At 39.5% G+C, this 23,917-nt stretch carries 18 protein-coding genes; 11 read left to right on the forward strand and 7 right to left on the reverse strand.

What is annotated here, in order from left to right; all coding sequences use genetic code 11:
- Positions 1 to 44: 44 nt before the first annotated feature.
- Together Q4597_RS14605 and Q4597_RS14610 are read left to right on the forward strand one after the other, a co-directional pair.
- Positions 45 to 1,217 carry an acetyl-CoA C-acyltransferase gene (locus Q4597_RS14605; RefSeq protein ID WP_303406822.1) on the forward strand — a complete coding sequence of 391 codons (1,173 nt, stop codon included), beginning with the start codon at positions 45 to 47 and terminating at the stop codon, positions 1,215 to 1,217.
- A gap of 25 nt (positions 1,218 to 1,242) precedes the next feature.
- A complete protein-coding gene (locus Q4597_RS14610) occupies positions 1,243 to 1,995 on the forward strand; it encodes a C40 family peptidase (protein WP_215912364.1) in 753 nt (250 codons plus the stop codon).
- A gap of 74 nt (positions 1,996 to 2,069) precedes the next feature.
- Here Q4597_RS14610 and Q4597_RS14615 read toward each other — a convergent pair whose 3' ends face one another.
- Positions 2,070 to 3,332 carry a tetratricopeptide repeat protein gene (locus tag Q4597_RS14615; protein WP_215440821.1) on the reverse strand — a complete coding sequence of 421 codons (1,263 nt, stop codon included), beginning with the start codon at positions 3,330 to 3,332 and terminating at the stop codon, positions 2,070 to 2,072.
- A gap of 44 nt (positions 3,333 to 3,376) precedes the next feature.
- The gene (gene gyrA / locus Q4597_RS14620; protein ID WP_289040758.1) at positions 3,377 to 5,917 is read right to left on the reverse strand and encodes a DNA gyrase subunit A; all 2,541 of its coding nucleotides are present in this window, start codon (positions 5,915 to 5,917) and stop codon (positions 3,377 to 3,379) included.
- 256 nt (positions 5,918 to 6,173) lie between these two features.
- Between gyrA and Q4597_RS14625 the strand changes: the two genes are divergently transcribed.
- Both Q4597_RS14625 and Q4597_RS14630 read left to right on the forward strand, forming a co-directional pair.
- The gene (locus tag Q4597_RS14625) at positions 6,174 to 8,720 is read left to right on the forward strand and encodes an ATP-dependent Clp protease ATP-binding subunit (RefSeq protein WP_289040759.1); all 2,547 of its coding nucleotides are present in this window, start codon (positions 6,174 to 6,176) and stop codon (positions 8,718 to 8,720) included.
- A 202-nt stretch (positions 8,721 to 8,922) separates the two neighbouring features.
- Complete coding sequence (locus Q4597_RS14630) at positions 8,923 to 9,324, forward strand: STAS/SEC14 domain-containing protein (protein WP_215912367.1); 402 nt, start codon at positions 8,923 to 8,925, stop codon at positions 9,322 to 9,324.
- Positions 9,325 to 9,401: 77 nt separating this feature from the next.
- Here Q4597_RS14630 and Q4597_RS14635 read toward each other — a convergent pair whose 3' ends face one another.
- Positions 9,402 to 10,955 (reverse strand): NAD(P)H-hydrate dehydratase, encoded by a 1,554-nt coding sequence (locus Q4597_RS14635; RefSeq protein ID WP_303406823.1) that lies wholly within the window; start codon positions 10,953 to 10,955, stop codon positions 9,402 to 9,404.
- 379 nt (positions 10,956 to 11,334) lie between these two features.
- Here Q4597_RS14635 and thrA point away from each other — a divergent pair, with 379 nt between their 5' ends.
- Genes thrA through thrC form a run of 3 tightly spaced genes read left to right on the forward strand, consistent with a single transcriptional unit; the run spans position 11,335 to position 16,000 of the window.
- Positions 11,335 to 13,779, forward strand: coding sequence for a bifunctional aspartate kinase/homoserine dehydrogenase I (gene thrA, locus Q4597_RS14640; protein WP_303406824.1), 2,445 nt, complete (start codon positions 11,335 to 11,337; stop codon positions 13,777 to 13,779).
- A 2-nt stretch (positions 13,780 to 13,781) separates the two neighbouring features.
- On the forward strand, positions 13,782 to 14,705 hold the full coding sequence (locus Q4597_RS14645; protein ID WP_303406825.1) for a homoserine kinase: 924 nt from the start codon (positions 13,782 to 13,784) through the stop codon (positions 14,703 to 14,705).
- A complete protein-coding gene (gene thrC / locus Q4597_RS14650; protein WP_303406826.1) occupies positions 14,705 to 16,000 on the forward strand; it encodes a threonine synthase in 1,296 nt (431 codons plus the stop codon). Before Q4597_RS14645 ends, thrC begins: the two co-directional genes overlap by 1 nt.
- Positions 16,001 to 16,045: 45 nt before the next feature.
- Here the strand turns inward: thrC and Q4597_RS14655 are convergent, their stop codons facing one another.
- Positions 16,046 to 17,659: an aminopeptidase P family protein gene (locus Q4597_RS14655; RefSeq protein ID WP_303406827.1), complete on the reverse strand. Its 1,614-nt coding sequence runs from the start codon at positions 17,657 to 17,659 to the stop codon at positions 16,046 to 16,048.
- Positions 17,660 to 17,788: 129 nt separating this feature from the next.
- Between Q4597_RS14655 and gcvT the strand changes: the two genes are divergently transcribed.
- The 4 genes from gcvT (at position 17,789) to Q4597_RS14675 (ending at position 20,940) form a co-directional block, all read left to right on the forward strand.
- Complete coding sequence (gcvT, locus tag Q4597_RS14660) at positions 17,789 to 18,874, forward strand: glycine cleavage system aminomethyltransferase GcvT (RefSeq protein WP_303406828.1); 1,086 nt, start codon at positions 17,789 to 17,791, stop codon at positions 18,872 to 18,874.
- A 9-nt stretch (positions 18,875 to 18,883) separates the two neighbouring features.
- A complete protein-coding gene (locus Q4597_RS14665) occupies positions 18,884 to 19,732 on the forward strand; it encodes a sugar nucleotide-binding protein (protein WP_408065840.1) in 849 nt (282 codons plus the stop codon).
- An 81-nt stretch (positions 19,733 to 19,813) separates the two neighbouring features.
- Complete coding sequence (locus Q4597_RS14670; RefSeq protein ID WP_215440832.1) at positions 19,814 to 20,101, forward strand: 4a-hydroxytetrahydrobiopterin dehydratase; 288 nt, start codon at positions 19,814 to 19,816, stop codon at positions 20,099 to 20,101.
- A gap of 128 nt (positions 20,102 to 20,229) precedes the next feature.
- Entirely contained in the window at positions 20,230 to 20,940 is a 711-nt protein-coding gene (locus Q4597_RS14675; protein ID WP_215440843.1) for a YebC/PmpR family DNA-binding transcriptional regulator, read from the forward strand.
- 69 nt (positions 20,941 to 21,009) lie between these two features.
- Here Q4597_RS14675 and Q4597_RS14680 read toward each other — a convergent pair whose 3' ends face one another.
- The 3 genes from Q4597_RS14680 to Q4597_RS14690 form a co-directional block, all read right to left on the reverse strand.
- A complete protein-coding gene (locus tag Q4597_RS14680) occupies positions 21,010 to 22,038 on the reverse strand; it encodes a hypothetical protein (protein ID WP_303406829.1) in 1,029 nt (342 codons plus the stop codon).
- Positions 22,039 to 22,173: 135 nt separating this feature from the next.
- Positions 22,174 to 22,710 carry a 1-acyl-sn-glycerol-3-phosphate acyltransferase gene (locus tag Q4597_RS14685; protein WP_303406830.1) on the reverse strand — a complete coding sequence of 179 codons (537 nt, stop codon included), beginning with the start codon at positions 22,708 to 22,710 and terminating at the stop codon, positions 22,174 to 22,176.
- A 77-nt stretch (positions 22,711 to 22,787) separates the two neighbouring features.
- Positions 22,788 to 23,915, reverse strand: a complete 1,128-nt coding sequence (locus tag Q4597_RS14690) for an iron-containing alcohol dehydrogenase family protein (protein WP_303406831.1) — start codon at positions 23,913 to 23,915, stop codon at positions 22,788 to 22,790.
- Positions 23,916 to 23,917: the final 2 nt, after the last annotated feature.

A 23,917-nucleotide genomic window follows, 5' to 3' on the forward strand; every position in this document is an offset into this window, starting at 1 on the left:
TATTAATTTCTTAGTTTTGTGATACGAGAAATTCTTGTCTTAATATGAAAAAAGTAGTCATTGTATCTGCCACCAGAACTCCAATAGGTAGTTTTATGGGAGCGTTATCCTCAATTCCAGCTCCTAAACTTGGGGCTTCGGCCATAAAAGCGGCACTCGCTAAAATAAATCTTGAACCCAATCTAGTTGAAGAGGTTTTAATGGGTAACGTTGTTCAAGCAGGAACCGGACAAGCCCCCGCAAGACAGGCGGCAATTTTTGCAGGAATTCCTGATAATGTACCCTGTACTACCATAAATAAAGTCTGCGCTTCCGGTATGAAAGCCGTTATGCAGGCAGCTCAAGCTATTGCCCTAGGCGATATTTCAATTGCAGTGGCCGGAGGAATGGAAAATATGAGCCTTATTCCGCATTATGTTCATATGAGAAACGGACAAAAATTTGGCCCCACTACTTTGGAAGACGGAATGCAAAAAGACGGTCTGGTAGATGCTTACGACCAACAAGCTATGGGAGTTTGTGCCGATGCATGTGCAACAGAATACAAGTTTTCCCGAGAAGACCAAGATAATTTTGCCGTGCAGTCTTACAAAAGGTCCGCAGAAGCATGGAAAGACGGGAAATTCAACAATGAGGTAACGCCAATAGAAGTACCTCAGCGTCGTGGAGAGCCTGTAGTTGTTTCCGAAGACGAAGAATTCAAGAATGTGAGAATGGATAAAATTCCCGCACTGCGTCCAGCCTTTTCAAAAGACGGAACGGTTACCGCAGCAAATGCTTCTAGTATTAATGATGGAGCTGCTGCACTGGTTTTAATGAGCGAAGAAAAAGCGAAAGAACTAAACTTAAAACCCTTGGCTACTATTAAAAGTTATGCCGATGCCGCTCAAGAACCAAAATGGTTCACTACCGCACCGGCCAAAGCACTTCCAAAGGCTATTGCCAAAGCTGGTATTTCAATAGATGACATAGACTTCTTTGAGTTTAACGAAGCGTTTTCCGTGGTAGGATTGGCTAATATGAAACTATTGGGGTTAACGGATAAAAATGTAAACGTAAATGGTGGTGCCGTATCCCTAGGACATCCGTTAGGTTGTTCTGGGGCGCGTATTCTTATAACGCTGCTGAATGTCTTAGAGCAGAACAATGCAAAAATAGGGGCTGCCGCAATATGTAATGGCGGAGGTGGCGCTTCTGCAATAATTGTAGAACGATAAAGAACACCTTCATTCAACCAAACATATGCAATACGGAATTTGTCCCCTAAGTATAGTTTCCGTTCGTGTAAATGCCGATGAAACGTCAGAAATGGTTTCTCAATTGGTATACGGCGAACATTTTAAAGTCTTGGAGCGTAGAAAGGCTTGGAGCCGCATTCGCCTTGCTTTCGATAAATTTGAAGGATGGGTGAACAATCACCAAATGACCCTAATTTCCGAAGAGACATATAAGAGTATAGAGTCTTCTAAAAACGTAAGTTACACTTCAGACCTTATTTCTTTCGTAGAAACGGAAAACTCAGTTCTCTTACCCGTGATTCTGGGATCAACAACAAGTAATTGCTCTATACTTTCCCATACTTTTGACGGTAAATGCAACGGTAACAAAAAAGACAAAAGCCAAATCATACAGACGGCATTACTATACCTGAACGCTCCATACTTGTGGGGCGGAAAAACTCCTTTTGGTATTGACGCCGCAGGATTCACCCAAATGGTGTATAAAGTTAACGGGTACCGGCTACTTAGAAAAGCGGCCGATCAATCCGGCCAAGGTCATGCATTAAGTTTTATTGAGGAAACCGAAGCTGGGGATTTAGCTTTTTTTGACAACAATGAAGGTGAAATTTACCATGTTGGCATTATCATGGAAAATAACTACATCATTCACGTAGATGGAAAAGTACGGATAGATCGTATTGACCATACCGGAATATTCAATAATGAAACAGGTAGTTACACCCATAAACTTAGGGTAATCAAACAAATTGTTTAGACCCAAAAAAAAACGGCATAAAAAAAATCCCCTAGGAAATTCCTAGGGGATTTTTTGTGCTTATAAACAGGGGATTACTCTCCTAAAAGCTTCTTAACTCTTGTAAAGTTCTCCGTGTCGCCCATTGCGCCATAGATATTTTTCAACTGCGTTAAGATTCCTTGGTTATCTGGGTTCAACTTTAAAGCATCCTCCAATACAGTAGCTCCTTGAGTGAAAAGGTTATCTTTCTTTTCTTTTAGCTCATCATAACGAGCAATATCTTTTTTAGAATTGCCCAACGAGTTCATCTCATCAATTAGACCGTTACCTTCGTTAACGTAAGTTGTAGAAAGGTTTAACTGAGCATTAGTGTAACCAGGGTTGATTTCCAAAGCTTTCTTGTAAGAAGCTCTCGCATCTTCCAAGTTACCCTGCTCCATGTTAATTACCCCAATGTTGTAATGTAAATCTGGATTATCAGGAGCTACAGAAGCTGCTTCCGCCATTAACTCTTTAAACTTTTCCTTATCACCCATCTTGTAATACAGGTTGGCTTCGTTCAAGATCAGGTTTACATCCTCTGGATCGTTAGCTCTTGCCGCTTTATAAGCTTCCAAAGCTTTATCATCTTGTCCTAATTGAGTATAGATTAAAGCCGTATTCTTAACGATTTCAGCTTTCTTAGACGGAGATCTCTCATCTTTAGGGTCTTTGTAAGTTCCAGACTTTACCATCAAATCTCTTTGAGTTTTGTCCATCTCCTCTTCTTGACCTGTCTCTACATTAGTAGCTTTATAGATAACACCACTACCGTCGTAACCTATTTCTTGAAGTTCGTTATAGTAAGACAACGCCTCTTCATAGTGACCACCGTTTACAGCGCTACTTGCCGCATAGTAAAGGTAAGATGTATCCTTTGGGCTAATCTTGTAGCTGGTATACAACTTCTCTGCAGCTTCTTTAAACTTCTTGTTACCGTTATCTTCTACAGCAGAGTTTACCAAATCAGCACTTAAGGCAGACATGTGTTGTTGAGTTTCATCGGAATATTTTTTCTTTCCGCTTTTTTCCTCTACTTCAATCACTTTTTGAAAAGCATCCGCTGCTTTTTTGAAAGCACTGGCATCACCTTTTTTCGCTAAATCTGCATAAGCTTTACCGCTTACGAAATAGTATTGCGCCTGTAATTTTGCATCAGCTCCTGAAATGGAACCCGAAACAGCTTCAAGTGCGCTACTTGCAGAAGCAGCATCACCAGCTTTCATAGCCTTTTCGGCTGCTTTTATTTCGTTCTTCTGTGCGAATCCTACCATGCAAAAACAAAGGCTCGCAACTATTAAAAATCTACGTTTCATTTTCAATTTAATTAAATATTAGTGTTATAATTATAGTTCAAAATTTATTCTTCTTCTGTTCCTTCGGTATTGTCAATATCAAGAGCCGTGCCATCTTCTTCGGCCTTAACATCCATATCCAATACATCTGCATCCGTAAGATCGTCTTCGTCCTTCATCACCTTAGCTACTGCCGCAATAGAATCGTTACCTTTTAGATTGATAAGACGAACCCCTTGTGTGGCTCTACCCATAACTCGAAGATCCTCTACACTCATTCTAATAGCGATACCTGATTTATTGATAATCATTAGGTCATCCGAATCCGAAACATTCTTAATGGCAACAAGACCTCCCGTTTTTTCAGTTATAGAAATGGTCTTAACTCCTTTACCCCCTCTATTGGTTATACGGTAATCATCTATATTGGAACGTTTACCATATCCATTTTCAGAAACTACAAGAAGGTTATCTTCCATATCATGAACGGAAACCATGCCAATTACCTCATCATTATCGTCCGCTAGGGTAATACCACGTACACCGGAAGCGTTTCTACCCATAGGGCGTGTCTTACTTTCCTCAAAACGTATGGCCTTACCAGACTTCAAACCTAAGAAAATTTGGCTAGTACCGGTAGTCAATTTTGCTTCTAGCAACTCATCGTCTTCACGAATACCAATGGCATTGATTCCATTTTGCCTTGGACGTGAGTATTGTTCTAAGCTAGTTTTCTTAACCACACCTTTTTTGGTGGCCATAATTACGTAGTGGCTGTTTACGTACTCTTCATCCTTAAGATCTTGGGTACAGATAAACGCTTTAACGTTATCATCCTGCTCAATATTAATCAGGTTTTGGATAGCCCTACCTTTTGATGTTCTACTACCTTCTGGTATTTCATAAACACGCATCCAGAAACACTTACCTTTCTGAGTGAAGAATAGCATGTACTGGTGGTTGGTTCCCACAAAAAGATATTCCAAGAAATCTTCATTTCTTGTAGATGATGCTTTTTGACCAACACCTCCCCTGTTCTGTGTCTTGTACTCAGAAACTGGGGTTCTTTTAATATATCCAGCGTGAGAAATAGTAATTACTACTTGCTCATCCGGTATCATATCCTCAATACTTAAATCTCCACCGGCCAAGTTAATTTCGGAACGACGTTCATCTCCGTACTTCTCTTTTACCTCTAACAGCTCTTCCTTAATGATTTCCATTCTACGCTCTTTTCTAGCAAGAATATCTTTAAGATCGGCAATTGTCACAAGAATCTCATCATACTCAGCACGTAGCTTATCCTGCTCCAGACCTGTTAGTTGACGAAGTCTCATTTCCACAATGGCTTTCGCTTGAATCTCCGTTAATTTAAAACGTTCCATCAAGTTCTCCCTTGCCTCATCTGCATTAGAAGATGCCCTAATAATTGCAATTACTTCATCTATATTATCAGATGCAATAATCAGCCCTTCCAAAATATGGGCACGGGCTTCCGCTTTCTTAAGTTCAAACTCCGTACGCCTTACCACTACTTCGTGGCGATGCTCCACAAAATAATGAATCATTTCCTTTATGTTCAATAACTGCGGACGGCCATTTACCAACGCAATGTTATTGACACTAAAAGAATTTTGTAGTGCAGTATACTTATATAAGGTATTAAGAACAATGTTAGGAATGGCATCTCGTTTTAAGATATAAACAATACGCATTCCGTTTCTATCGGACTCATCCCTAATACTAGAGATGCCTTCTATTTTCTTTTCGTTAACAAGATCGGCTGTTTTCTTGATCATGTCCGCCTTGTTCACCTGATACGGAATCTCTGTAACCACAATGCATTCCCTACCCTGTACCTCTTCTACAACAGCCTTTGCTCTTATCTTTACCCTACCTCTACCGGTATGGAAAGCCTCTTTAACTCCATCGTATCCATATATAATACCTCCTGTTGGAAAATCAGGGGCTTTGATATGGGTCATGATTTCATCGATCTCTATATCATTATTCTCAATATAGGCTACGGTTCCGTTTACAACCTCTGTTAAGTTGTGGGGAGGCATATTTGTTGCCATACCAACCGCAATACCGGAAGCTCCGTTTACCAATAAGTTAGGTACACGGGTAGGAAGAACGGTAGGTTCTTTTAAAGAATCATCAAAGTTTAATTGATGATCTACGGTTTCCTTATCTATATCCGCCAACATGTCATCGGCAATCTTTCTCATTCTTGCCTCGGTATAACGCATTGCCGCAGGACTATCGCCATCTACGGACCCAAAGTTACCTTGGCCATCTACTAACATGTAGCGCAAGCTCCACTCTTGTGCCATACGCACCATAGAGTCATATACGGATGTATCACCATGCGGGTGGTACTTACCTAGAACCTCACCCACGATACGCGCAGATTTTTTATGGGAACTAGTGGATCGCACCCCAAGTTCGTACATCCCGTAAAGCACCCTTCTGTGAACTGGTTTTAAACCATCCCTGACATCAGGTAAAGCACGTGACACAATGACTGACATCGAATAGTCGATGTAAGCAGATTTCATTTCCTCTTCGATGTTAATCGGGATCAATTTTTCTCCTTCTGCCATTTTTAAATCCTAGAATTATTTTAGTTAAAAAACATGCCAATATACACAAAATGATAGCCTTTAAAGCACATACGACCTTCTTTATTAAACAATTTATCAACACTTTTTCAATACCAAAAAGCCACCCTTCTTACCCCAAGCACCTTTTAGGGGCATTCCTTTTTCAACATTTCCAGCTACTTTCTCTAATATTAGGTACACTATTTGCGTTAGATTGGTATAGTTTTACTAATTTTATAGATGAAAGGATAAATTTATGGATGATAATTTTTCACCGAGAGTAAAAGACGTAATTGCTTATAGTAAAGAAGAGGCGCTGCGGTTAGGCCATGATTTCATTGGTACCGAGCATCTAATGTTGGGGCTTTTACGAGATGGCAACGGCAAAGCAATTAGTATTCTTGACGCTATGGAGGTCGATTTAGATCATCTTAGGCGTAAGGTAGAAATTCTTAGCCCTTCCAACCCAAACCCGAACACTTTACAAAAAGATAAAAAGAACCTGCATTTGACGAGACAGGCAGAGCGCGCCCTTAAAACTACGTTTTTAGAGGCTAAGCTTTTCCAAAGTTCCTCGATCAATACTGCACATTTACTATTATGTATTTTGAGAAACGAAAATGACCCTACCACGAAGCTACTTCACAAACTAAAAGTAGATTACGATGGCGTTAAGGAACAGTTTAAATTTATGATTACAAGCGATGATGATATTGTAGACTCTCCAACCTCCGAATCATTTCCTAGTGATAATGATGACAGCGAAGGAAAAGAAGGAAGTTTTGGCACTACTGCCGGACAAAAAGGCAATAAAAAGTCTAAAACTCCTGTATTGGACAACTTTGGTCGTGACCTTACCCTTATGGCAGAGGAAAACAGACTGGATCCTGTAGTTGGACGAGAAAAAGAAATTGAAAGAGTTTCGCAAATTCTGAGCAGAAGAAAGAAAAACAACCCTTTATTAATAGGTGAGCCCGGTGTTGGTAAAAGTGCCATTGCCGAAGGTCTGGCTTTGCGCATCATAAACAAGAAAGTTTCACGTATTCTTTACAACAAAAGAGTAGTAACGCTAGACTTGGCCTCTTTGGTTGCCGGCACAAAATACCGTGGGCAGTTTGAGGAACGCATGAAAGCTGTTATGAACGAACTTGAAAAGAATGATGATGTTATTCTTTTTATTGATGAAATCCACACCATTGTTGGCGCTGGTGGTGCTACCGGTAGTTTGGATGCTTCCAACATGTTCAAACCTGCTTTGGCAAGAGGTGAAATTCAATGTATTGGTGCTACTACGCTAGACGAATACCGTCAGTACATAGAAAAAGATGGTGCTCTAGAAAGACGTTTCCAAAAAGTAATCGTAGAACCTACTACCGTTGAAGAGACTATTGAAATTCTTCATAATATAAAAGGTAAATACGAAGATCACCACAACGTAAACTATACGGATGAGGCTATTGTTGCCTGTGTAAAGTTAACCAACCGTTATATGACGGATCGTTTTTTACCGGACAAGGCCATTGATGCCCTAGATGAGGCCGGTTCTCGTGTTCATATTGTGAATATGGATGTTCCTAAGCAGATTCTAGAACTGGAAAAACAGCTAGAAGACGTTCGCGTATTGAAAAACAGTGTTGTAAAGAAACAAAAATACGAGGAAGCCGCTAAGTTACGTGATGACGAGAAGCGACTTGAGAAAGACTTAGCCACTGCGCAAGAAAAATGGGAAGAAGACAGTAAGCTCCATAAAGAAACGGTTAACGAGGACAATGTAGCGGATGTTGTTTCTATGATGAGCGGTATACCCGTAAACAGAATAGCGCAAACAGAAAGCAATAAATTAGCTGAATTGCCCAACCTCATAAAATCCAATGTAATTGGTCAAGATGATGCGGTTGCAAAGGTGGCCAAAGCCATACAAAGAAACCGTGCCGGACTAAAAGACCCTAACAAGCCTATTGGTTCGTTCATTTTCTTAGGTCAGACCGGGGTAGGTAAAACGCAATTGGCCAAAGTATTGGCTAAAGAACTTTTTGATTCGGAAGACGCTTTAATCCGTATTGACATGAGCGAGTACATGGAAAAATTCGCCATATCTAGATTAGTAGGTGCACCTCCGGGATATGTGGGTTATGAAGAAGGTGGCCAGCTGACGGAGAAAGTACGACGCAAACCTTATTCTGTGATCTTATTGGATGAAGTTGAAAAAGCGCATCCTGATGTATTTAACATGCTCTTGCAAGTTTTAGATGATGGATTCCTTACGGATAGTTTAGGACGAAAAATAGATTTCAGAAACTCTATAATCATCATGACCTCCAATATTGGAGCCCGTAAATTGAAAGATTTCGGTCAAGGCATCGGTTTTGGAACATCTGCCATGAAGTCCCAAGAAGAGAGTCACCAAAAGAGTGTTATTGAAGGTGCGCTTAAAAAAGCGTTTGCTCCTGAATTCTTAAACAGAATTGATGATGTTATTGTCTTTAATGCTTTGGAAAGAGCAGACATTCACAAAATCATAGATATTGAGCTTCGCAAACTATTCGCAAGAATTAAGGATATTGGATATGATTTAAATCTTACCGATAAAGCCAAAGATTATATCGCAGATAAAGGTTTTGATAAGCAATATGGAGCTAGACCTTTAAAAAGAGCCATCCAGAAGTATATTGAAGATGCTCTAGCCGAAGAAATAGTGAACTCTAAACTTGATGAAGGAGATACTATTTTGATGGATTTGGACGAGAAGAAGGAAGAGCTTACCATAGAAATCAAAAAAGCAGAAAAATCTTCTAATACATAAACTTAACGTAAGAAATGTTAGCAAAGGGAGTCAATTAATTTGACTCCCTTTTTTCTTATGATAAAACCTGGATGTAAGAAACACAACACATTTATTTTCCAGCAATAGCACTATAAACGATATTTACGCTTTTAGTCTATTATTTTTCGCAAAAGATTACGATACATCTACATTCGTCCCAGGACATTATAATATATTTAAGATGAAAGTGAGACGACCGAAAAAGACTGTTATAGTCAGGGAGTATCAATTAGATGTTGGAAAAATACAGGTTTACGAAAACTATATGGTTTCGCTGTTCGATGAAGGAGCAACACTTACATTGGAAAGAGTATACCAAATCATAGGAATTTCAGAAATACATTTTAGGGACAAAAATTTTGGTTACATAAGTCTAAGAAAAAATTCTTATGCCGTAGACCCTACCATATACACCTATTTGAGACAGTTAGACAACCTTAAGGCAATGGCTATTGTTTCCGTAAAGGAAATAGATATGCACAACTTTAAAATTGAAAAACTCTTCTACAAAAAACCAATGAAATTTTTTATTGAGTTTGATAATGCGGTAGCTTGGGTAAAAAGACGGGTTAAGACCAAATAATATTGTTTTATTCCATAAAAAAAAGCCTCAAGATTCTAGAATCTTGAGGCTTTTTTTTATGTCTTTCAGTCAGTTTATTATTCTGCTGACGCCTCTCCACCGCTCTGCTCAGGCCTATTTTCCGGTTGCGCAAACAAATCTATAAAGGCCAAACCAATTGCATCAACAACATGAGATGCCGTAAGTGCTTGATATCCGGTTTTTTCCACAGCTATATCTCCTGCTCTTCCATGTAAATAAACCCCAAATACGGCCGCGTTAAGTGGGTTGTACCCCTGAGCTATCAGACCCGTTATCACCCCCGTTAAAACATCTCCTGTACCACCTGTTCCCATTCCCGGATTACCCGTTGTGTTTACATATCCCTTTTCATCATAGATAGTAATTGTATGAGAACCCTTAATCACCAATACACAATCATATTTCTTTGAAAATTCTTTGGCTTTTTTCAGCTTGTCAAAATCATCTTTCCAGCTTCCAATTAATCGCTCCAACTCCTTTGGGTGCGGTGTTAACACGGTCTGAGCAGGAATTTTACCCAGCAATGCCTTGTTTTCTGAAAGAATATTAAGCGCATCAGCATCTATAACCAAAGGTTTTTTATTGTCGCCCAAAAACTCATCCAATGCTTTTACGGTACTCGCATCCTTACCTAATCCAACACCAATACCTACTACCGTGGGGTCAATATCAAATTCAATTTTTGAGATATGATTTTCATCGTTGTCGGTTAAAACCATGGCCTCTGGAAAATTGGTTTGCAACGGAATATATCCGCATTTGGGCACAAAAGCCGTAACCAAACCGCTACCCGCATACAAACAGGCTTTTGAAGCCAAGTGAACCGCTCCTATTTTTCCATAGCTACCGCCCACAATCAATCCATGGCCGTGGGTACCCTTGTGCGAGAACTTCTCTCTGGGAATGTAAACAGGAAGCATTTCATTTTTTCCTATCAGCTCATATTCCGTTTCTGTATTCACAAGAAATTCGGGGTCAAGACCAATATCTAAAACTTCCCATTGTTCCGTAAAAATGCCAGTTTCGGGCAAGAAAAAAACCAATTTGGGCACTTGAAAGCTCAAGGTATGGTTCGCTTTTACAACTGCTTTTTCGTCCTCCGGTACTCTATCCGTAAATAAACCGGAAGGAATATCCACAGAAAGCACAAAGGCTTTAGATTTTTCAATATGTTCAAACAAAATCACCACCCAAGAATCGGGAGCACGGTTAAGCCCAATGCCAAAAATAGCATCAACAATAATATCATCACGACCAATTTCCGGCAAAACCGAATTTTCTTCCAAAAATTCCGGCCATATTTTTCGGTCTTTTAATCGGTCTAAATTCACCAAAAAATCATCTGACCGCTTCTTGCTATAGTTTACAACATAGACTCCAATATTATAACCATGTTCTTGTAAATGCCGCGCCAACGCAATACCGTCTCCCCCATTATTACCTATTCCGCAGAACAAGTGAATTTTAACCGGTGCCCCTTGAATCCTAAGGTGCAACCAATTAAAAAGTTGAACGGCAACCCCTTCCATTAATTGGTCACTAGAAATATTGTTCTTTTTAATTGTAGCCTTATCAGCTTCATAAATTTGCTTTGACGAGAAGATTTTCATGTATAAAATTGTAGAATTATCTGGTTCTTAAGTATGTAACTAGTTCTATATAGTTAGCCGTTTTGCCGAAATATTAGACTTTAGCCATTAATTTTTTGCGAAAATCTCACAAAAATCTGAATAATGTAAGTAATTAACATTATCGCTCAATAACTAACAACAAAAATTTGATTAAGAATCCAAAAGTACTACTTTTGATGCTTTCATTTTTACAATGTACCAGCATATCGCAAACATATCAACTGAATTTTTCTTCACGACCAATGGTTCAATCAACACATTTGGCACCACCACCCCTTTGGGGTAGACAAAAACATATCAGTTCGTTTTCGCGTTATTTCGCATCCAATCTATTTTTTAAGAGTAAATTTCATCTAACATGAAAGTTTTAAAATTCGGCGGCACTTCTGTTGCCAACGCCTCTAACATATCATTAGTAAAAAATATTGTTGCTAACACAGAAGCCAAAAAAACCATTGTGGTAGTTTCGGCCTTTGGCGGTGTTACAGACTTATTATTGAATGCAGCGCACTTAGCCTCATCGCAGAGCCAAGGGTATAAATCTATCTTGAAAGAAATAGAAGATAGGCACTTAGATACGGTAAAAGCTCTCATTCACGTAAGTGCACAAAGTAAGGTATTAAGTAAGGTGAAGAGCGAATTGAACACTTTGGAGACCTTACTGGAAGGCGCCTCCTTAATTGGTGAGACCACTCCAAGACTTTCGGATAAAATTGTTAGCTATGGTGAACTTTTATCATCTTATATCATTAGCGAATACTTTTCACAGGAAAAGTTAAATGCTGGTTATGTAGATAGTAGGGAACTCATAAAGACCAATAATATTAATGGTAAGGCTGCAGTAAATTTTGACCTGACCAATGCTAATTGTGAGCAGTTCTTTAATGCGGACAAGCATCAAATCATTGTCATGGGAGGTTTTATTGCTTCCTCCGAAAATGGAAACTCCACTACTTTAGGACGTGGAGGATCGGATTATACCGCCGCTATTGTAGCTGCAGCAGTGAATGCGGAATTCCTTGAAATTTGGACGGACGTTAGCGGCATGTATACTGCTAATCCAAAACTGGTGAAACAAGCAAAGGCCATCCCGCACATATCATACGAAGAAGCCATGGAGCTATCGCACTTTGGTGCTAAAGTTTTATATCCCCCAACTATTCAACCTGTATTGGCCAAGGGCATTTCTATCGTAATCAAAAACACTTTTGAACCTAAAAACGCAGGTACCCTTATAACCAAGAACAAGAATAAACAAGGCAAGACTGTACGTGGTATCAGTCACGTTGAGAATATTGCCCTTTTATCTTTGGAAGGTCCAGGAATGGTAGGGATACCAGGAACTTCAAAACGGTTTTTTGAGGTGCTTTCCCAATCAGAGATAAGTGTAGTTCTTATTACTCAAGCTTCCTCCGAACATTCAATTTGTGTTGGTATTTCCGCGGATGATATCGATAAGGCGACAGAAGTGGTAAACACCGCCTTTGAATATGAAATTGAGCGCGGGAAAATCAAACCTGTCATTGCGGAAAAGGACTTGGCCATAATTGCATTGGTCGGTGACAATATGAAAAGCCACCAAGGTTTAAGCGGTAAAATGTTCAGCACCTTAGGTAAGAACAATGTTAATCTAAGGGTTATTGCGCAAGGGGCTTCAGAGCGAAATATATCTGCGGTCATCAAAAAAGAGGATGTTAAAAAGGCCCTGAATGCACTTCATGAAGAGTTCTTTGAAGAGAATATAAAACAATTGAACCTGTTTGTAATGGGTGTTGGTAACGTTGGCTCCAAATTTTTGAACCAGGTGCATCAACAAAAGAAATTTTTGAAGGAAAACCTAAAATTGAATATCCGGGTCATAGGTATGTCCAATTCCCGTACTATGGTTTTCAATGAAACCGGAATTCCCCTTAAAAACTGGGAATCAGAATTAGCTGCTGGTGAAAAAGCGGATAAAGTTAAGTTCATGCAAAAAGTGAACGAACTTAATTACCGTAATAGCATTTTTGTAGATAATACGGCCAGTGAAGAGGTTTCAAAAACATATAACACCTATTTGGGTAACAGCATTTCTGTTGTTACTTGTAACAAAATTGCTTGCTCGTCAGCTTTTGAGAACTATCAAGAACTAAAATCATTGGCTAGAACTTACAATGCTCCGTTTTTGTTTGAAACAAACGTAGGCGCAGGTCTGCCAATCATTGACACCTTGAAACATTTAATTGCTTCAGGTGATAAAATCCTCAAAATTCAAGCGGTACTTTCTGGAAGCTTAAACTTTGTCTTTAATAATTTTAATGACAAGACTACTTTTCACGATATCGTAAAACAGGCCCAGCAAGAAGGGTATACAGAGCCTGACCCAAAGATTGATTTGAGCGGTGTGGATGTCATGCGAAAAATATTGATTTTAGCTCGTGAAAGTGGAAATCAGCTAGAGATAACCGATATCGAAAACAAATCTTTCTTACCACAAGAAAGTTTGGATACCGATAATAACGAAGACTTTTTTGCTACCCTGATAAAGCATGAAGAAGATTTCCAGGCCATGTACAAAGAAGCTAACGACGCTAATAGCAAACTAAAATACGTTGCACAATTTGAAGATGGTAAGGCAAGCGTAGGTTTACAAGCCATTCCAAAAGGACATGACTTCTATAACTTGGAAGGAAGTGACAATATCGTTTTATTTTATACGGAACGCTACCCAAATCAGCCTATGATTATTAAGGGGGCAGGTGCAGGTGCCGATGTTACCGCTTCCGGTATTTTTGCCGATATCATCAGAATTGGAAATTTCTAATTATGGAGGAAATCAAAGTATTCTGCCCGGCCACAATTGCCAACATCTCATGTGGATTTGACGTATTAGGCGTTGCCCTTGATAATGTAGGCGACATTATGGTAGTTAGGAAAACCGAAGAAAAAGGCATTCGCATTACCAAACTGGAAGGTCAGGATTTACCTATGGAAACCGAGCAAAATGTTGCCGGTGTAGCAGGTTTGGCGCTTGTGGAAAAAAGTGATTATACAGGTGGATTCGAAATAGAAATCTATAAAAAAATTAAAGCCGGTAGTGGTATTGGAAGTAGTGCGGCAAGTTCTACCGGTGCCGTTTGGGCCATGAACGAGCTTTTGAACAGACCGTTCACGACAGCTGAACTGGTTACATTTGCAATGGAAGGCGAAAGGTTGGCAAGCGGTGTAGCCCATGCGGACAATGTAGCCCCCGCCCTATTTGGCGGGTTTACTTTAGTACGCAGTTATGCTCCATTGGATATTGTCCCCATTCATACGCCACCCGGATTGTACGCTACGGTAATACATCCGCAGATAGAAGTTAAGACATCTGATTCCAGAAAGATTCTTAAGACCAATATTACATTGGCCGATGGCATCAAACAATGGGGTAATGTAGGTGGTCTTATAGCCGGTCTATATACCGAAAATTACGACCTTATTGGACGTTCTTTGGAGGACCATATCGTAGAACCTATACGCTCCATTCTTATACCTGGTTTTGACCAGGTTAAAACCGAAGCTTTAAAATCAGGTGCCTTAGGTTGTGGCATCTCAGGTTCAGGGCCCTCAATTTTTGCATTCAGCAAAGGCATAGACACCGCTCACAAGGTAGGTGAAGCAATCAAAGAAGTATACAAGAACATTGGTATTGACTATGACGTTCATGTATCTAAAATTAATAGTGAAGGAATTAAGACCATACAGTAATGAATTTTTATAGTCTAAATAAAAAAGCACCCGACGTTTCATTTAAAGATGCCGTAATTAAAGGAATTGCTCCTGACAAAGGCCTTTATTTTCCAGAACGTATAGAACCGCTTCCAAAGCGATTTTTTGAGCATATTGAAGACCTTACAGATCACGAAATTGCTTTTAACGCTATTCATCAATTTGTATCCAAGGAAATCCCTAATAATAGACTTAGAGAAATTATAGCCAAGGTGCTAGACTTTGATTTCCCTGTTGTAGAAATTGAAGATAACGTAGCTACGTTAGAGCTTTTTCACGGTCCCACCATGGCGTTCAAAGATGTAGGCGCCCGTTTTATGGCCAACTGTCTCGGTTATTTTTCCGAAGGCGAAAAACAAGATGTGACCGTTTTGGTAGCGACTTCCGGCGATACTGGTGGTGCCGTAGCCAATGGTTTTTTAGGCGTAGAAGGTGTTCGTGTGGTAATTTTATATCCGGACGGAAAAGTGAGCGATATTCAAGAGCGCCAATTGACCACTTTAGGTAAAAATATAACAGCCCTTAAAGTTGACGGTACTTTTGATGATTGTCAAAAAATGGTAAAAACCGCATTTCTAGACGAAGCCCTTCTAGAAAAAATGCAATTGACCTCCGCCAATTCGATTAATGTAGCGCGGTGGTTACCTCAATTGTTCTATTTTCTATTTGCCTACAAACAGGCAAAATCCCAGGGAAAAGAAATTGTATTTTCCATACCTAGCGGAAATTTTGGAAATGTATGCGCCGGAATGGTAGCCCAACGTTTGGGTATGCCCGTAAAGCACTTCATTGCCTCTACGAACGTTAACGACACCGTTCCCCAGTTTATGCAAACGGAAGAATACAAACCTAAACCGTCTACAGCTACTATCTCAAATGCTATGGATGTGGGTGACCCGAGTAATTTTATCCGTATTAGACATTTGTATCAAGACAATTTTGATACGCTAAAAGAGAACCTCAGCTCCTATTCTTTTACAGATACAGAAACAAGGGAGACCATGAAGAAGATATACGGTGATAGCGGATATATTGCAGACCCGCACGGTGTCGTTGGTTATTTAGGATTGAAAAAATATCAGGAATCACACCCAAATACCTACGGTATCTTCTTAGAAACCGCACATCCGGTTAAATTCTTGGATGTAGTAGAAGACACCATTGGAAAGTCAGTTGAAATCCCAGAGCAAATCCAAAAGGTAATGGACAAAGAAAAGAAGGCTATTTCAATTAAGGAATACGACGAGCTAAAGCAATATCTGCTGAATAGATAGAGTAAACAAAAAGCCCCTAAAGAAAATTCTTTAGGGGCTTTTTTATTAGTTTAAAGTAGGAAGTTCAAACTTGTCCAGCGGACTTGGCTGTTTCATTACTTTCTCTATTTCTGACGCTTTTCTTGGTGCCATAGCCGATAGATTAACCGGGCCATCTTTTGTAATTAGGATATCATCTTCAATTCGTACCGCAATACCCCACCATTTCTCATCACAAGCACTACCTTCCGGAATATAAATACCGGGCTCCACGGTAATAATCGTGTTTTCTTGAAAGGGCCTATAAGTGCCAGCATCATGTACATCTAAACCCAAATAGTGAGAAGTGCCGTGAGGAAAGTAAATACGGGCGTCTTCCTCTTTTGTAATGATGCCCAGTTTCATCAATCCCTCTGTGACCACTTTACTCGCCGCCTGACCGGGTGCTTGAAACGGAGCCCCCACTACGCTTGCCTTAATACCGGCCTCCTGCGCGTCATAAACAATATCGTAAACTTCTTTTTGTTCTTTTGTAAACTTTCCATTTGCAGGTATAGTCCTAGTAACATCTGCAGTATACCCGTGATATTCCGCTCCCAAATCCATCAATACCAAATCATCACCTACCTTAGGTTTATTGTTTTCAATATAATGTAAAATACAACCGTTGTTACCCCCTCCTACAATGGAAGGATAGCCTTCATACTCGGCTCCATATTTCTTATAAACATACTCGTGCACCCCCTGAATCTCCGTTTCAGACATGTTGGGATGCATGGCTTTCATTACCTCAACTTGACCCACCGCAGAAATTTCAATAGCCTTTTTCAAAAGCACCATCTCCTCTGGAAGCTTAGTCTCACGAAGGTTCGCCATAATTTCACTTAACATGGAAGAATTTAAGTTGTTTGCTGCTAATTTTAAGGACACTTTTTCCTTTATTTCGCTCCGTAACTTATCATCCTCGGCATTTACAAATCCATTTATGAGTTCATCTTCTTTCAAGCTTTCATCCCTGTTCAAATAACGTCCTAAAATCTGAGCGACATTAGCACTGTTCTCAACATCTGTAGAGGTAATCATAGAGTAAAACCTATCTTTTGAACTATCATAATCCGCAGGGTGATTGGCCTTTTCCTTAAACGCCTGAATCAAATCGAACAAATCTGCTTCATCCCTAGAATCGCGATAGTCATTTTCAAAGTCAAAGAACAATACTTTATCAAAATCCTTAAAATTAATTTCTGCCGCTTTAAAAGCACTTCCGTTAAACGCAATTTTAAAACCCAGTCTACCTTTTGCTCCTTCAACCCCTAAACGTTTTCCGTTCCATTGCTCGGCCCGTGGGTCTTTTTCTTGAACATATAATATTTCATTATCACCGGCCCCCAAAATTTGTTGATCTTCCGAAAAAAGAACCAGAACAGCATTAGGCTCATTGTATCCCGTTAAGTAATAAAAATTAGGATCCTGATGATAAACATAATCCACATCATTTGCCCTATTTCGTACGGCATTGGCAAAAAATACGGCAACACTATTAGCCGGCATCATTGCCCGAACGGCGTCTCTCCTACCTTTGTGAAAATCCGCAGGAAGAAAATCTGCAGGTCCTTCTTGTGCTATGTTCGCCAAAGGAACCAACAATAACGCCACCATTACATGAAGTAGTCTCACCATCCTGTTTGTTTTTAGAAAATTATTTTTTGTGTTCGGGTAATTTACAAAGATTATGCAAAACATAACAAACTGCGGTTATACTATAGTTAAATATTTCAATAGCTTTGTGAACCTAAATACAGAAGTACAATGAAAAATACTGCATTGACCAAGACCCATGAAGCACTAGGAGCCAAAATGGTGCCCTTTGCCGGGTATAATATGCCCGTTTCTTACGAAGGCGTAAATGTAGAACATGAGACCGTTCGTAACGGTGTAGGCGTTTTTGACGTCTCCCATATGGGTGAATTCCTTATTGAAGGGCCAAAAGCACTTGAATTAATTCAAAAAGTAACTTCTAACGATGCCTCAAAACTCACTATTGGAAAAGCACAATACAGCTGCCTCCCCAACGAAACAGGTGGCATTGTAGATGACTTGATCGTATATCGCATTAAAGAAGAAACCTACCTCTTGGTAGTAAACGCTTCCAATATTGATAAAGATTGGGCCCATATTTCTAAATACAATGAAGAAATAGGTGCTACAATGCGTAATATTTCCGATGGGTTTTCTCTTCTTGCCATCCAAGGGCCTAAAGCTGTTGAAGCCATGCAGTCTTTAACTTCTGTAGATTTGGCCAGTATAAAATTCTATAATTTTGTAGTTGCCGATTTTGCAGGAATTGAACACGTTATTATCTCTGCAACAGGTTATACTGGTTCTGGCGGATTTGAAATTTACTGTAAGAACAGTGAAGTTCAGCAAGTTTGGGACAAAATTTTTGAGGCCGGTGCCGCCCATGGCATTAAACCTATAGGACTTGCCGCTCGTGACACTTTACGCCTAGAAATGGGGTATTGCCTTTATGGAAACGACATTGACGATAGTACTTCTCCTTTTGAAGCAGGTCTTGGGTGGATTACTAAATTCACTAAAGATTTTGTAAATAGTGATTCTTTAGCAAAAATAAAAGCACACGCTCCTGAACGTAAACTCATTGGTTTTGAACTAGACGAAAGAGGTATACCAAGACAGGGGTATGACATTGTAGACGGACAAGGAAATAAAATTGGCGTAGTTACCTCTGGTACCATGTCACCCTCACTGGGCAAAGGCATAGGGCTTGGTTACGTACCTACCGTGTTTACTGAAGCAGGTAGTAAAATACATATTCAAATTAGAAAAAACGCAGTATCGGCTACTGTTGTAAAACCACCTTTTTACAAGGGGTAAACAACATATATGAGTAAGAGAAGGGGAAAGATGGACGACGGAAGTAAAAAGATTCTCATTTTGGGTGCCAGTGGTTTTTTAGGTAATGCCATATACAAGGAACTGTGCAATTATTTTGATACGTACGGTACGTACAACTCGGCCAGGCGCTCGTTTGAGGACAACCAACAGTTCTTCAAATATGATATGGAAGAGGATGACGTACATGAAATCTTAAACAAAATACGTCCTCAAATAATTATTTCTGCCGTTCGGGGTAATTTTGCCGCTCAAATCATGGCGCATCAACATATGGTTGAATATTTGAACGAGAATGAATGCCGCCTCTATTTCCTGTCTTCGGCCAATGTTTTTGATGCGTACCGGAAATACCCTTCCTACGAACATGACAAGACGTTATCCGAAAGTGTATACGGACGGTTAAAAATTAAAATTGAAAACATGCTTCTTAGGCTGCCCCAGAAAAAAATGGGCATCCTTAGGATACCTATGGTTTTTGGTAATAGTTCTCCAAGGATAAAGGATATTAAAAAATATATTTGGGACAACGCTCCCGTGGAAGTTTTCCCTAATTTGGTTTTAAACGTAACCAATGATGATAAGCTTACGCAGCAAATACACTATCTTATAAATAGAGATAAAACCGGAATTTTTCATTTGGGAAGTAACGACCTTGTTCACCATGAAGATTTTATAAAGGAAGTGGTTGAACGCATTGGAGAATTCACCCCTATTTACAAAAGGGTGTTTACCACCAATGAAGAGCGTTATCTTGCCGTATTGCCAAAGGATAACAAGTTGCCCAAAAATTTACAGTACGGATATCAAGATATAATTGACCATCATGTAATGCGCTAATTTAAAATTATGCTCTTTTTTACATTGAATTGCTTACTTTCAAAGTCCCTACTCACACGAACAAAAATTAACTAGAATACTATGAAAAAATTAACGGAACAAGAAATTGAAAGCCAACTTGCCAAACTTAGCGGTTGGGAATATGTTGATGGCGCAATAGAAACTTCATTTGAGTTCAAGGATTTTAAGGATGCGTTCTCGGTTATGACCCGTATTGCATTTGAGTGCGAAGCACAGGGCCACCATCCAGATTGGAGTAATGTTTACAATTCTTTGAACATAAGACTGAATACACATGACGCAGAAGGCGTAACGGAAAAAGATTTTAAATTGGCACACAGCATTGAAGAGATTATAGAAAGCGAATAAAAAATGTGAAGATTTCACGTAAACCTGAGTCAAAATGCATCCTTATTGAATTGGTGACGCTCAGTTACTTGCAACCCTTACCATTTTTATTAAATTTGCTACGTTCAACAAATATTTAGTTACAGATTATGGGAAGAGCTTTTGAATTTAGAAAAGCACGTAAAATGAAGCGATGGTCCGCAATGTCCAAAGCCTTTACACGTATAGGCAAAGATATTGTAATGGCGGTCAAAGAAGGTGGGCCAGACCCAGACTCCAACGCAAAATTAAGGGCGGTTATACAGAATGCCAAATCTGTAAACATGCCTAAAGACAACGTAGAACGTGCTATTAAAAGAGCAAGTGACAAAAGTCTTGGTGATTATAAAGTTGTTTTATTTGAAGGCTACGCCCCTCACGGAATTGCAATCTTGGTAGAAACGGCAACAGACAATAACACAAGAACCGTAGCAAATGTTCGCAGTTATTTTAACAAATGTGATGGTAGCTTGGGAACTTCGGGTTCTGTAGAATTTATGTTTGACCATACCTGCAACTTTAGAATTCCTGCAGAAGGAATTGATCCGGAAGAACTGGAATTAGAACTTATTGATTTTGGTGCCGAAGAAGTTTTTGTTGATGAAGACGGAATCCTTATCTACGCTCCTTTTGAGAGCTTTGGTGCTATTCAAAAAGAATTGGAAAACCGGGAAATAGAGATTCTTTCTTCTGGATTTGAGCGTATTCCGCAAGTAACCAAACAACTTACGGAGGAACAAGCGGCAGATGTAGAAAAGCTTTTGGAGAAAATTGAAGAAGATGATGATGTACAGAATGTATATCACACCATGCAAGAATAATTTATTCCAGCATCCATAAAACAAAAAAGCGACCTTTTCAGGTCGCTTTTTTTATGCTCTACAATCTGTTTACTTGTTGGAATAAAAGTAAAGCGATGAAGCCGAAGCCAAACTGTTATTAACTGAAGGAGCTATATCTCCACCAGCACCTGTATTTGAAAAAGCTAAAATTCGGCCTCCTCCATTAGCAGCTTCTGCTATAAATACCATTTTTGAATCTGCATCATATTCGGCGGAAACTGGATTACCTAAAAAGGTACTGGCTCCAGATACTCTAATTTGGTTATTGGCCACTGCCATAACCTCTCCGTTTGCGACCGCACCAAATTTAGAATCAAAATCAGAGATGATATGAAAAGCCCCATCGGAATCGGACGCGGCATCACCCACATCTGTCAGAATCATTGTTCCATTATCATAAGCCAAACCATGGGTACGGACAATTCCTTCTATTGCAATCCGTTTTGACGCACTCACTGTAGCATTTGTAGTATTCGTTGCTGTAAATTCTGTAAAAACAGCCAATTCATTGGTTTTATCTACTACGGCATATAAATCATCTTCTACCATTTCAATTCCCCAAAGTGCAAAATCTGTAGTTACTATATTCCGTAACGTAATTTCCCCATTACTTCTGGTGTATATGAACAACCTTCCATCCGGTGTGTCCGCATTTCCATCTACATCGGCATTATCGGCAACTACAATAAAATCTTCGTTTACAGCAATATCCCTTGGGCTTTCTAAATCCGCAGAACTAGAAACTGATGCCGTAAGCGCTGCATCAACCAAAAAAGTAGAAATATTCGCAAATGTATTCAATTGGCCCGATGACCTGGATGCCTGGATAATTTCATCTGTATCATCATCATAATAAATACCTTCTGCGGCGGTAGAAGTTGTGGTCAATGTTTTGACTTCTCCCTTTGTCATATCATAAACCGTAACATTCCCATTGCTATTGTTAGAAGCAAATAACTGTACTTGCTCCTCTTGTTCTTGCATCTCTACCGTATCGTCGTCATCTTTATCACATGAGACCATTAAGAAAGAACCTAAAGCGATTGCTAAACTGAGTTGTATTACATTTTTGTTCATCTATTCGTGTTTTATTTATCTATATCTACGAAGGACGAACTAGATGGTTTTAAAAAAAATGTTAAAAATATGGGAGCCTAAGCAACTAAAAGATTTACAGTTGGTTGGCTCCTAAAAAGGATAGTTTGTAAAAAGTTATGATCTACGTGTCCTACCTACAACCCCCTTAAAAAAGCTTTCGTAAACTTTAAAATCCGCTTCTTTATCATCGGTAGTAAGCATGGGCTCCGAAATTTTGACCTGTTTTTTTCCAAAATCAAAAGCTATCAAAACAATGGGCACTTGAGCTTCTTTGGCTATATAGTAAAACCCTGTTTTCCATTTTTCTACTTTCTTGCGCGTACCCTCGGGTGCAATGGTCAACCTAAACTTTTCCCGTTTTTGGAATACCTTTACCGTAGCGGAAACCATATCATTGTTCTTACTGCGATCTATGGGCTCTCCTCCCAACCGTCTAAAGATATATCCAAAGGGAAATGTAAACAGGCTTTTTTTACCCACAAAATTGATTTGCTCGTTCCAAACTTTCCTGATGAGCAGGCCCAGAAAAAAATCCATATAACTGGTATGTGGCACCACTGCAATTACAAACTTGTTCAGATGACCCGGAAATTGACCTACCATTTTCCAGCCCATTACCTTGAAGTAAATAAATTGAGCTAGTTTTTGCATGAGTATACGTAGAGTTTCAACAAAGAAAAATTAGCGTTCCCAGCTAGGGAAACGATTGTGTTACACATCTAATAAGACTATATTTTTCTGTAGATGGATTCCAACTTCTCAGGAGTAATGGTGTCTCGCCAATTCTCTCCAAGTGCATTTTCCCATAGGGGAACCATGTTCATTGCAACAGAAATCATGGTGTCAAATTCTTTTTCGCTTAAATTAGAGCAAATACCTGTAGGTAGAACAATACCATGTTTTTCTTTCATTTTATTAAAAAGCGCCACACCTTTCGGATAGAACTCTTCCAAATGCTGAAAAACGAGACAATTTCCAATACCATGTTTAACACCTAACAAATATCCTAGGCCATAACTCAGAGCATGCGCTACGCCCACTTGAGAATATGCGATGCTCATGCCCCCATGCCAAGAAGCCATCATCAGCTTATCTCGTGAGTCCTCTTCAGATAAATCACCTAAATAAACTTCTTTACACAATTCCAAAGCCTTTTCTCCGTAACTCTGGCTAAAGGCGTTCAAATACGTACCTGTAAGCGATTCTATGCAATGGATGTAACAATCCATACCGGTGTAAAACCATTGTTCTTTTGAAACCCCTTGGGTTAAATCCGGATCTAGCAGCACTTGACCAAAAGTGGTATGATCAGAGTTGATTCCCAGTTTTTTCTCAGGTCCAAGCAAAACCGTGGTTCTAGAAACCTCGGCACCTGTGCCACTAATTGTAGGAATACCAACGTGAAAAATAGATGGTTTCTGAACTAAATCCCACCCTTGATATTCTGATGAACTGCCCTCATTTGTCAATAAAATGGCCACTGCTTTGGCCAAATCCAACAAAGTGCCCCCTCCAATACCAACTATACCGCTTGGCAAGTCTTTATATTCTTTCTTTATTTTGTGAACCAAAGCATCAACTTGCACTGTCTTAGGCTCCTCTTCCGCAGAGATAAATATAATCTGATCGTTGAAAATTAATGGGATTCTTTGAGCCAGCTCGGTTCCCTCAAAAACATCATCTACCAAGAAAATAAAAGGAGCCTCGGAATGTTTCCTTTTGGGCAGTAAAATATCTCCCAATTGATTAAAACTTCCTTTGCCGAAAACAACTCTAGGCACCATTGGAAAATTCTTGAATTCCGGCTTTTTACCTACAGCTTTACGTTTTACCTGCACTTCTTTCTTTACCTCCATAA

It is taken from the genome of Zobellia sp. 1_MG-2023 (genome assembly GCF_030549125.1).
Classification (GTDB): Bacteria; Bacteroidota; Bacteroidia; order Flavobacteriales; family Flavobacteriaceae; genus Zobellia; species Zobellia russellii.

Excerpts from the sequence above, each read along its gene's own strand:
- Q4597_RS14605 (WP_303406822.1), top strand. The coding sequence starts at position 45 with ATGAAAAAAGTAGTCATTGTATCTGCCACCAGAACTCCAATAGGTAGT.
- Q4597_RS14610 (WP_215912364.1), top strand. The coding sequence starts at position 1,243 with ATGCAATACGGAATTTGTCCCCTAAGTATAGTTTCCGTTCGTGTAAAT.
- Q4597_RS14615 (WP_215440821.1), bottom strand. The coding sequence starts at position 3,332 with ATGAAACGTAGATTTTTAATAGTTGCGAGCCTTTGTTTTTGCATGGTA.
- gyrA (WP_289040758.1), bottom strand. The coding sequence starts at position 5,917 with ATGGCAGAAGGAGAAAAATTGATCCCGATTAACATCGAAGAGGAAATG.
- Q4597_RS14625 (WP_289040759.1), top strand. The coding sequence starts at position 6,174 with ATGGATGATAATTTTTCACCGAGAGTAAAAGACGTAATTGCTTATAGT.
- Q4597_RS14630 (WP_215912367.1), top strand. The coding sequence starts at position 8,923 with ATGAAAGTGAGACGACCGAAAAAGACTGTTATAGTCAGGGAGTATCAA.
- Q4597_RS14635 (WP_303406823.1), bottom strand. The coding sequence starts at position 10,955 with ATGAAAATCTTCTCGTCAAAGCAAATTTATGAAGCTGATAAGGCTACA.
- thrA (WP_303406824.1), top strand. The coding sequence starts at position 11,335 with ATGAAAGTTTTAAAATTCGGCGGCACTTCTGTTGCCAACGCCTCTAAC.
- Q4597_RS14645 (WP_303406825.1), top strand. The coding sequence starts at position 13,782 with ATGGAGGAAATCAAAGTATTCTGCCCGGCCACAATTGCCAACATCTCA.
- thrC (WP_303406826.1), top strand. The coding sequence starts at position 14,705 with ATGAATTTTTATAGTCTAAATAAAAAAGCACCCGACGTTTCATTTAAA.
- Q4597_RS14655 (WP_303406827.1), bottom strand. The coding sequence starts at position 17,659 with ATGGTGAGACTACTTCATGTAATGGTGGCGTTATTGTTGGTTCCTTTG.
- gcvT (WP_303406828.1), top strand. The coding sequence starts at position 17,789 with ATGAAAAATACTGCATTGACCAAGACCCATGAAGCACTAGGAGCCAAA.
- Q4597_RS14665 (WP_408065840.1), top strand. The coding sequence starts at position 18,884 with ATGAGTAAGAGAAGGGGAAAGATGGACGACGGAAGTAAAAAGATTCTC.
- Q4597_RS14670 (WP_215440832.1), top strand. The coding sequence starts at position 19,814 with ATGAAAAAATTAACGGAACAAGAAATTGAAAGCCAACTTGCCAAACTT.
- Q4597_RS14675 (WP_215440843.1), top strand. The coding sequence starts at position 20,230 with ATGGGAAGAGCTTTTGAATTTAGAAAAGCACGTAAAATGAAGCGATGG.
- Q4597_RS14680 (WP_303406829.1), bottom strand. The coding sequence starts at position 22,038 with ATGAACAAAAATGTAATACAACTCAGTTTAGCAATCGCTTTAGGTTCT.
- Q4597_RS14685 (WP_303406830.1), bottom strand. The coding sequence starts at position 22,710 with ATGCAAAAACTAGCTCAATTTATTTACTTCAAGGTAATGGGCTGGAAA.
- Q4597_RS14690 (WP_303406831.1), bottom strand. The coding sequence starts at position 23,915 with ATGGAGGTAAAGAAAGAAGTGCAGGTAAAACGTAAAGCTGTAGGTAAA.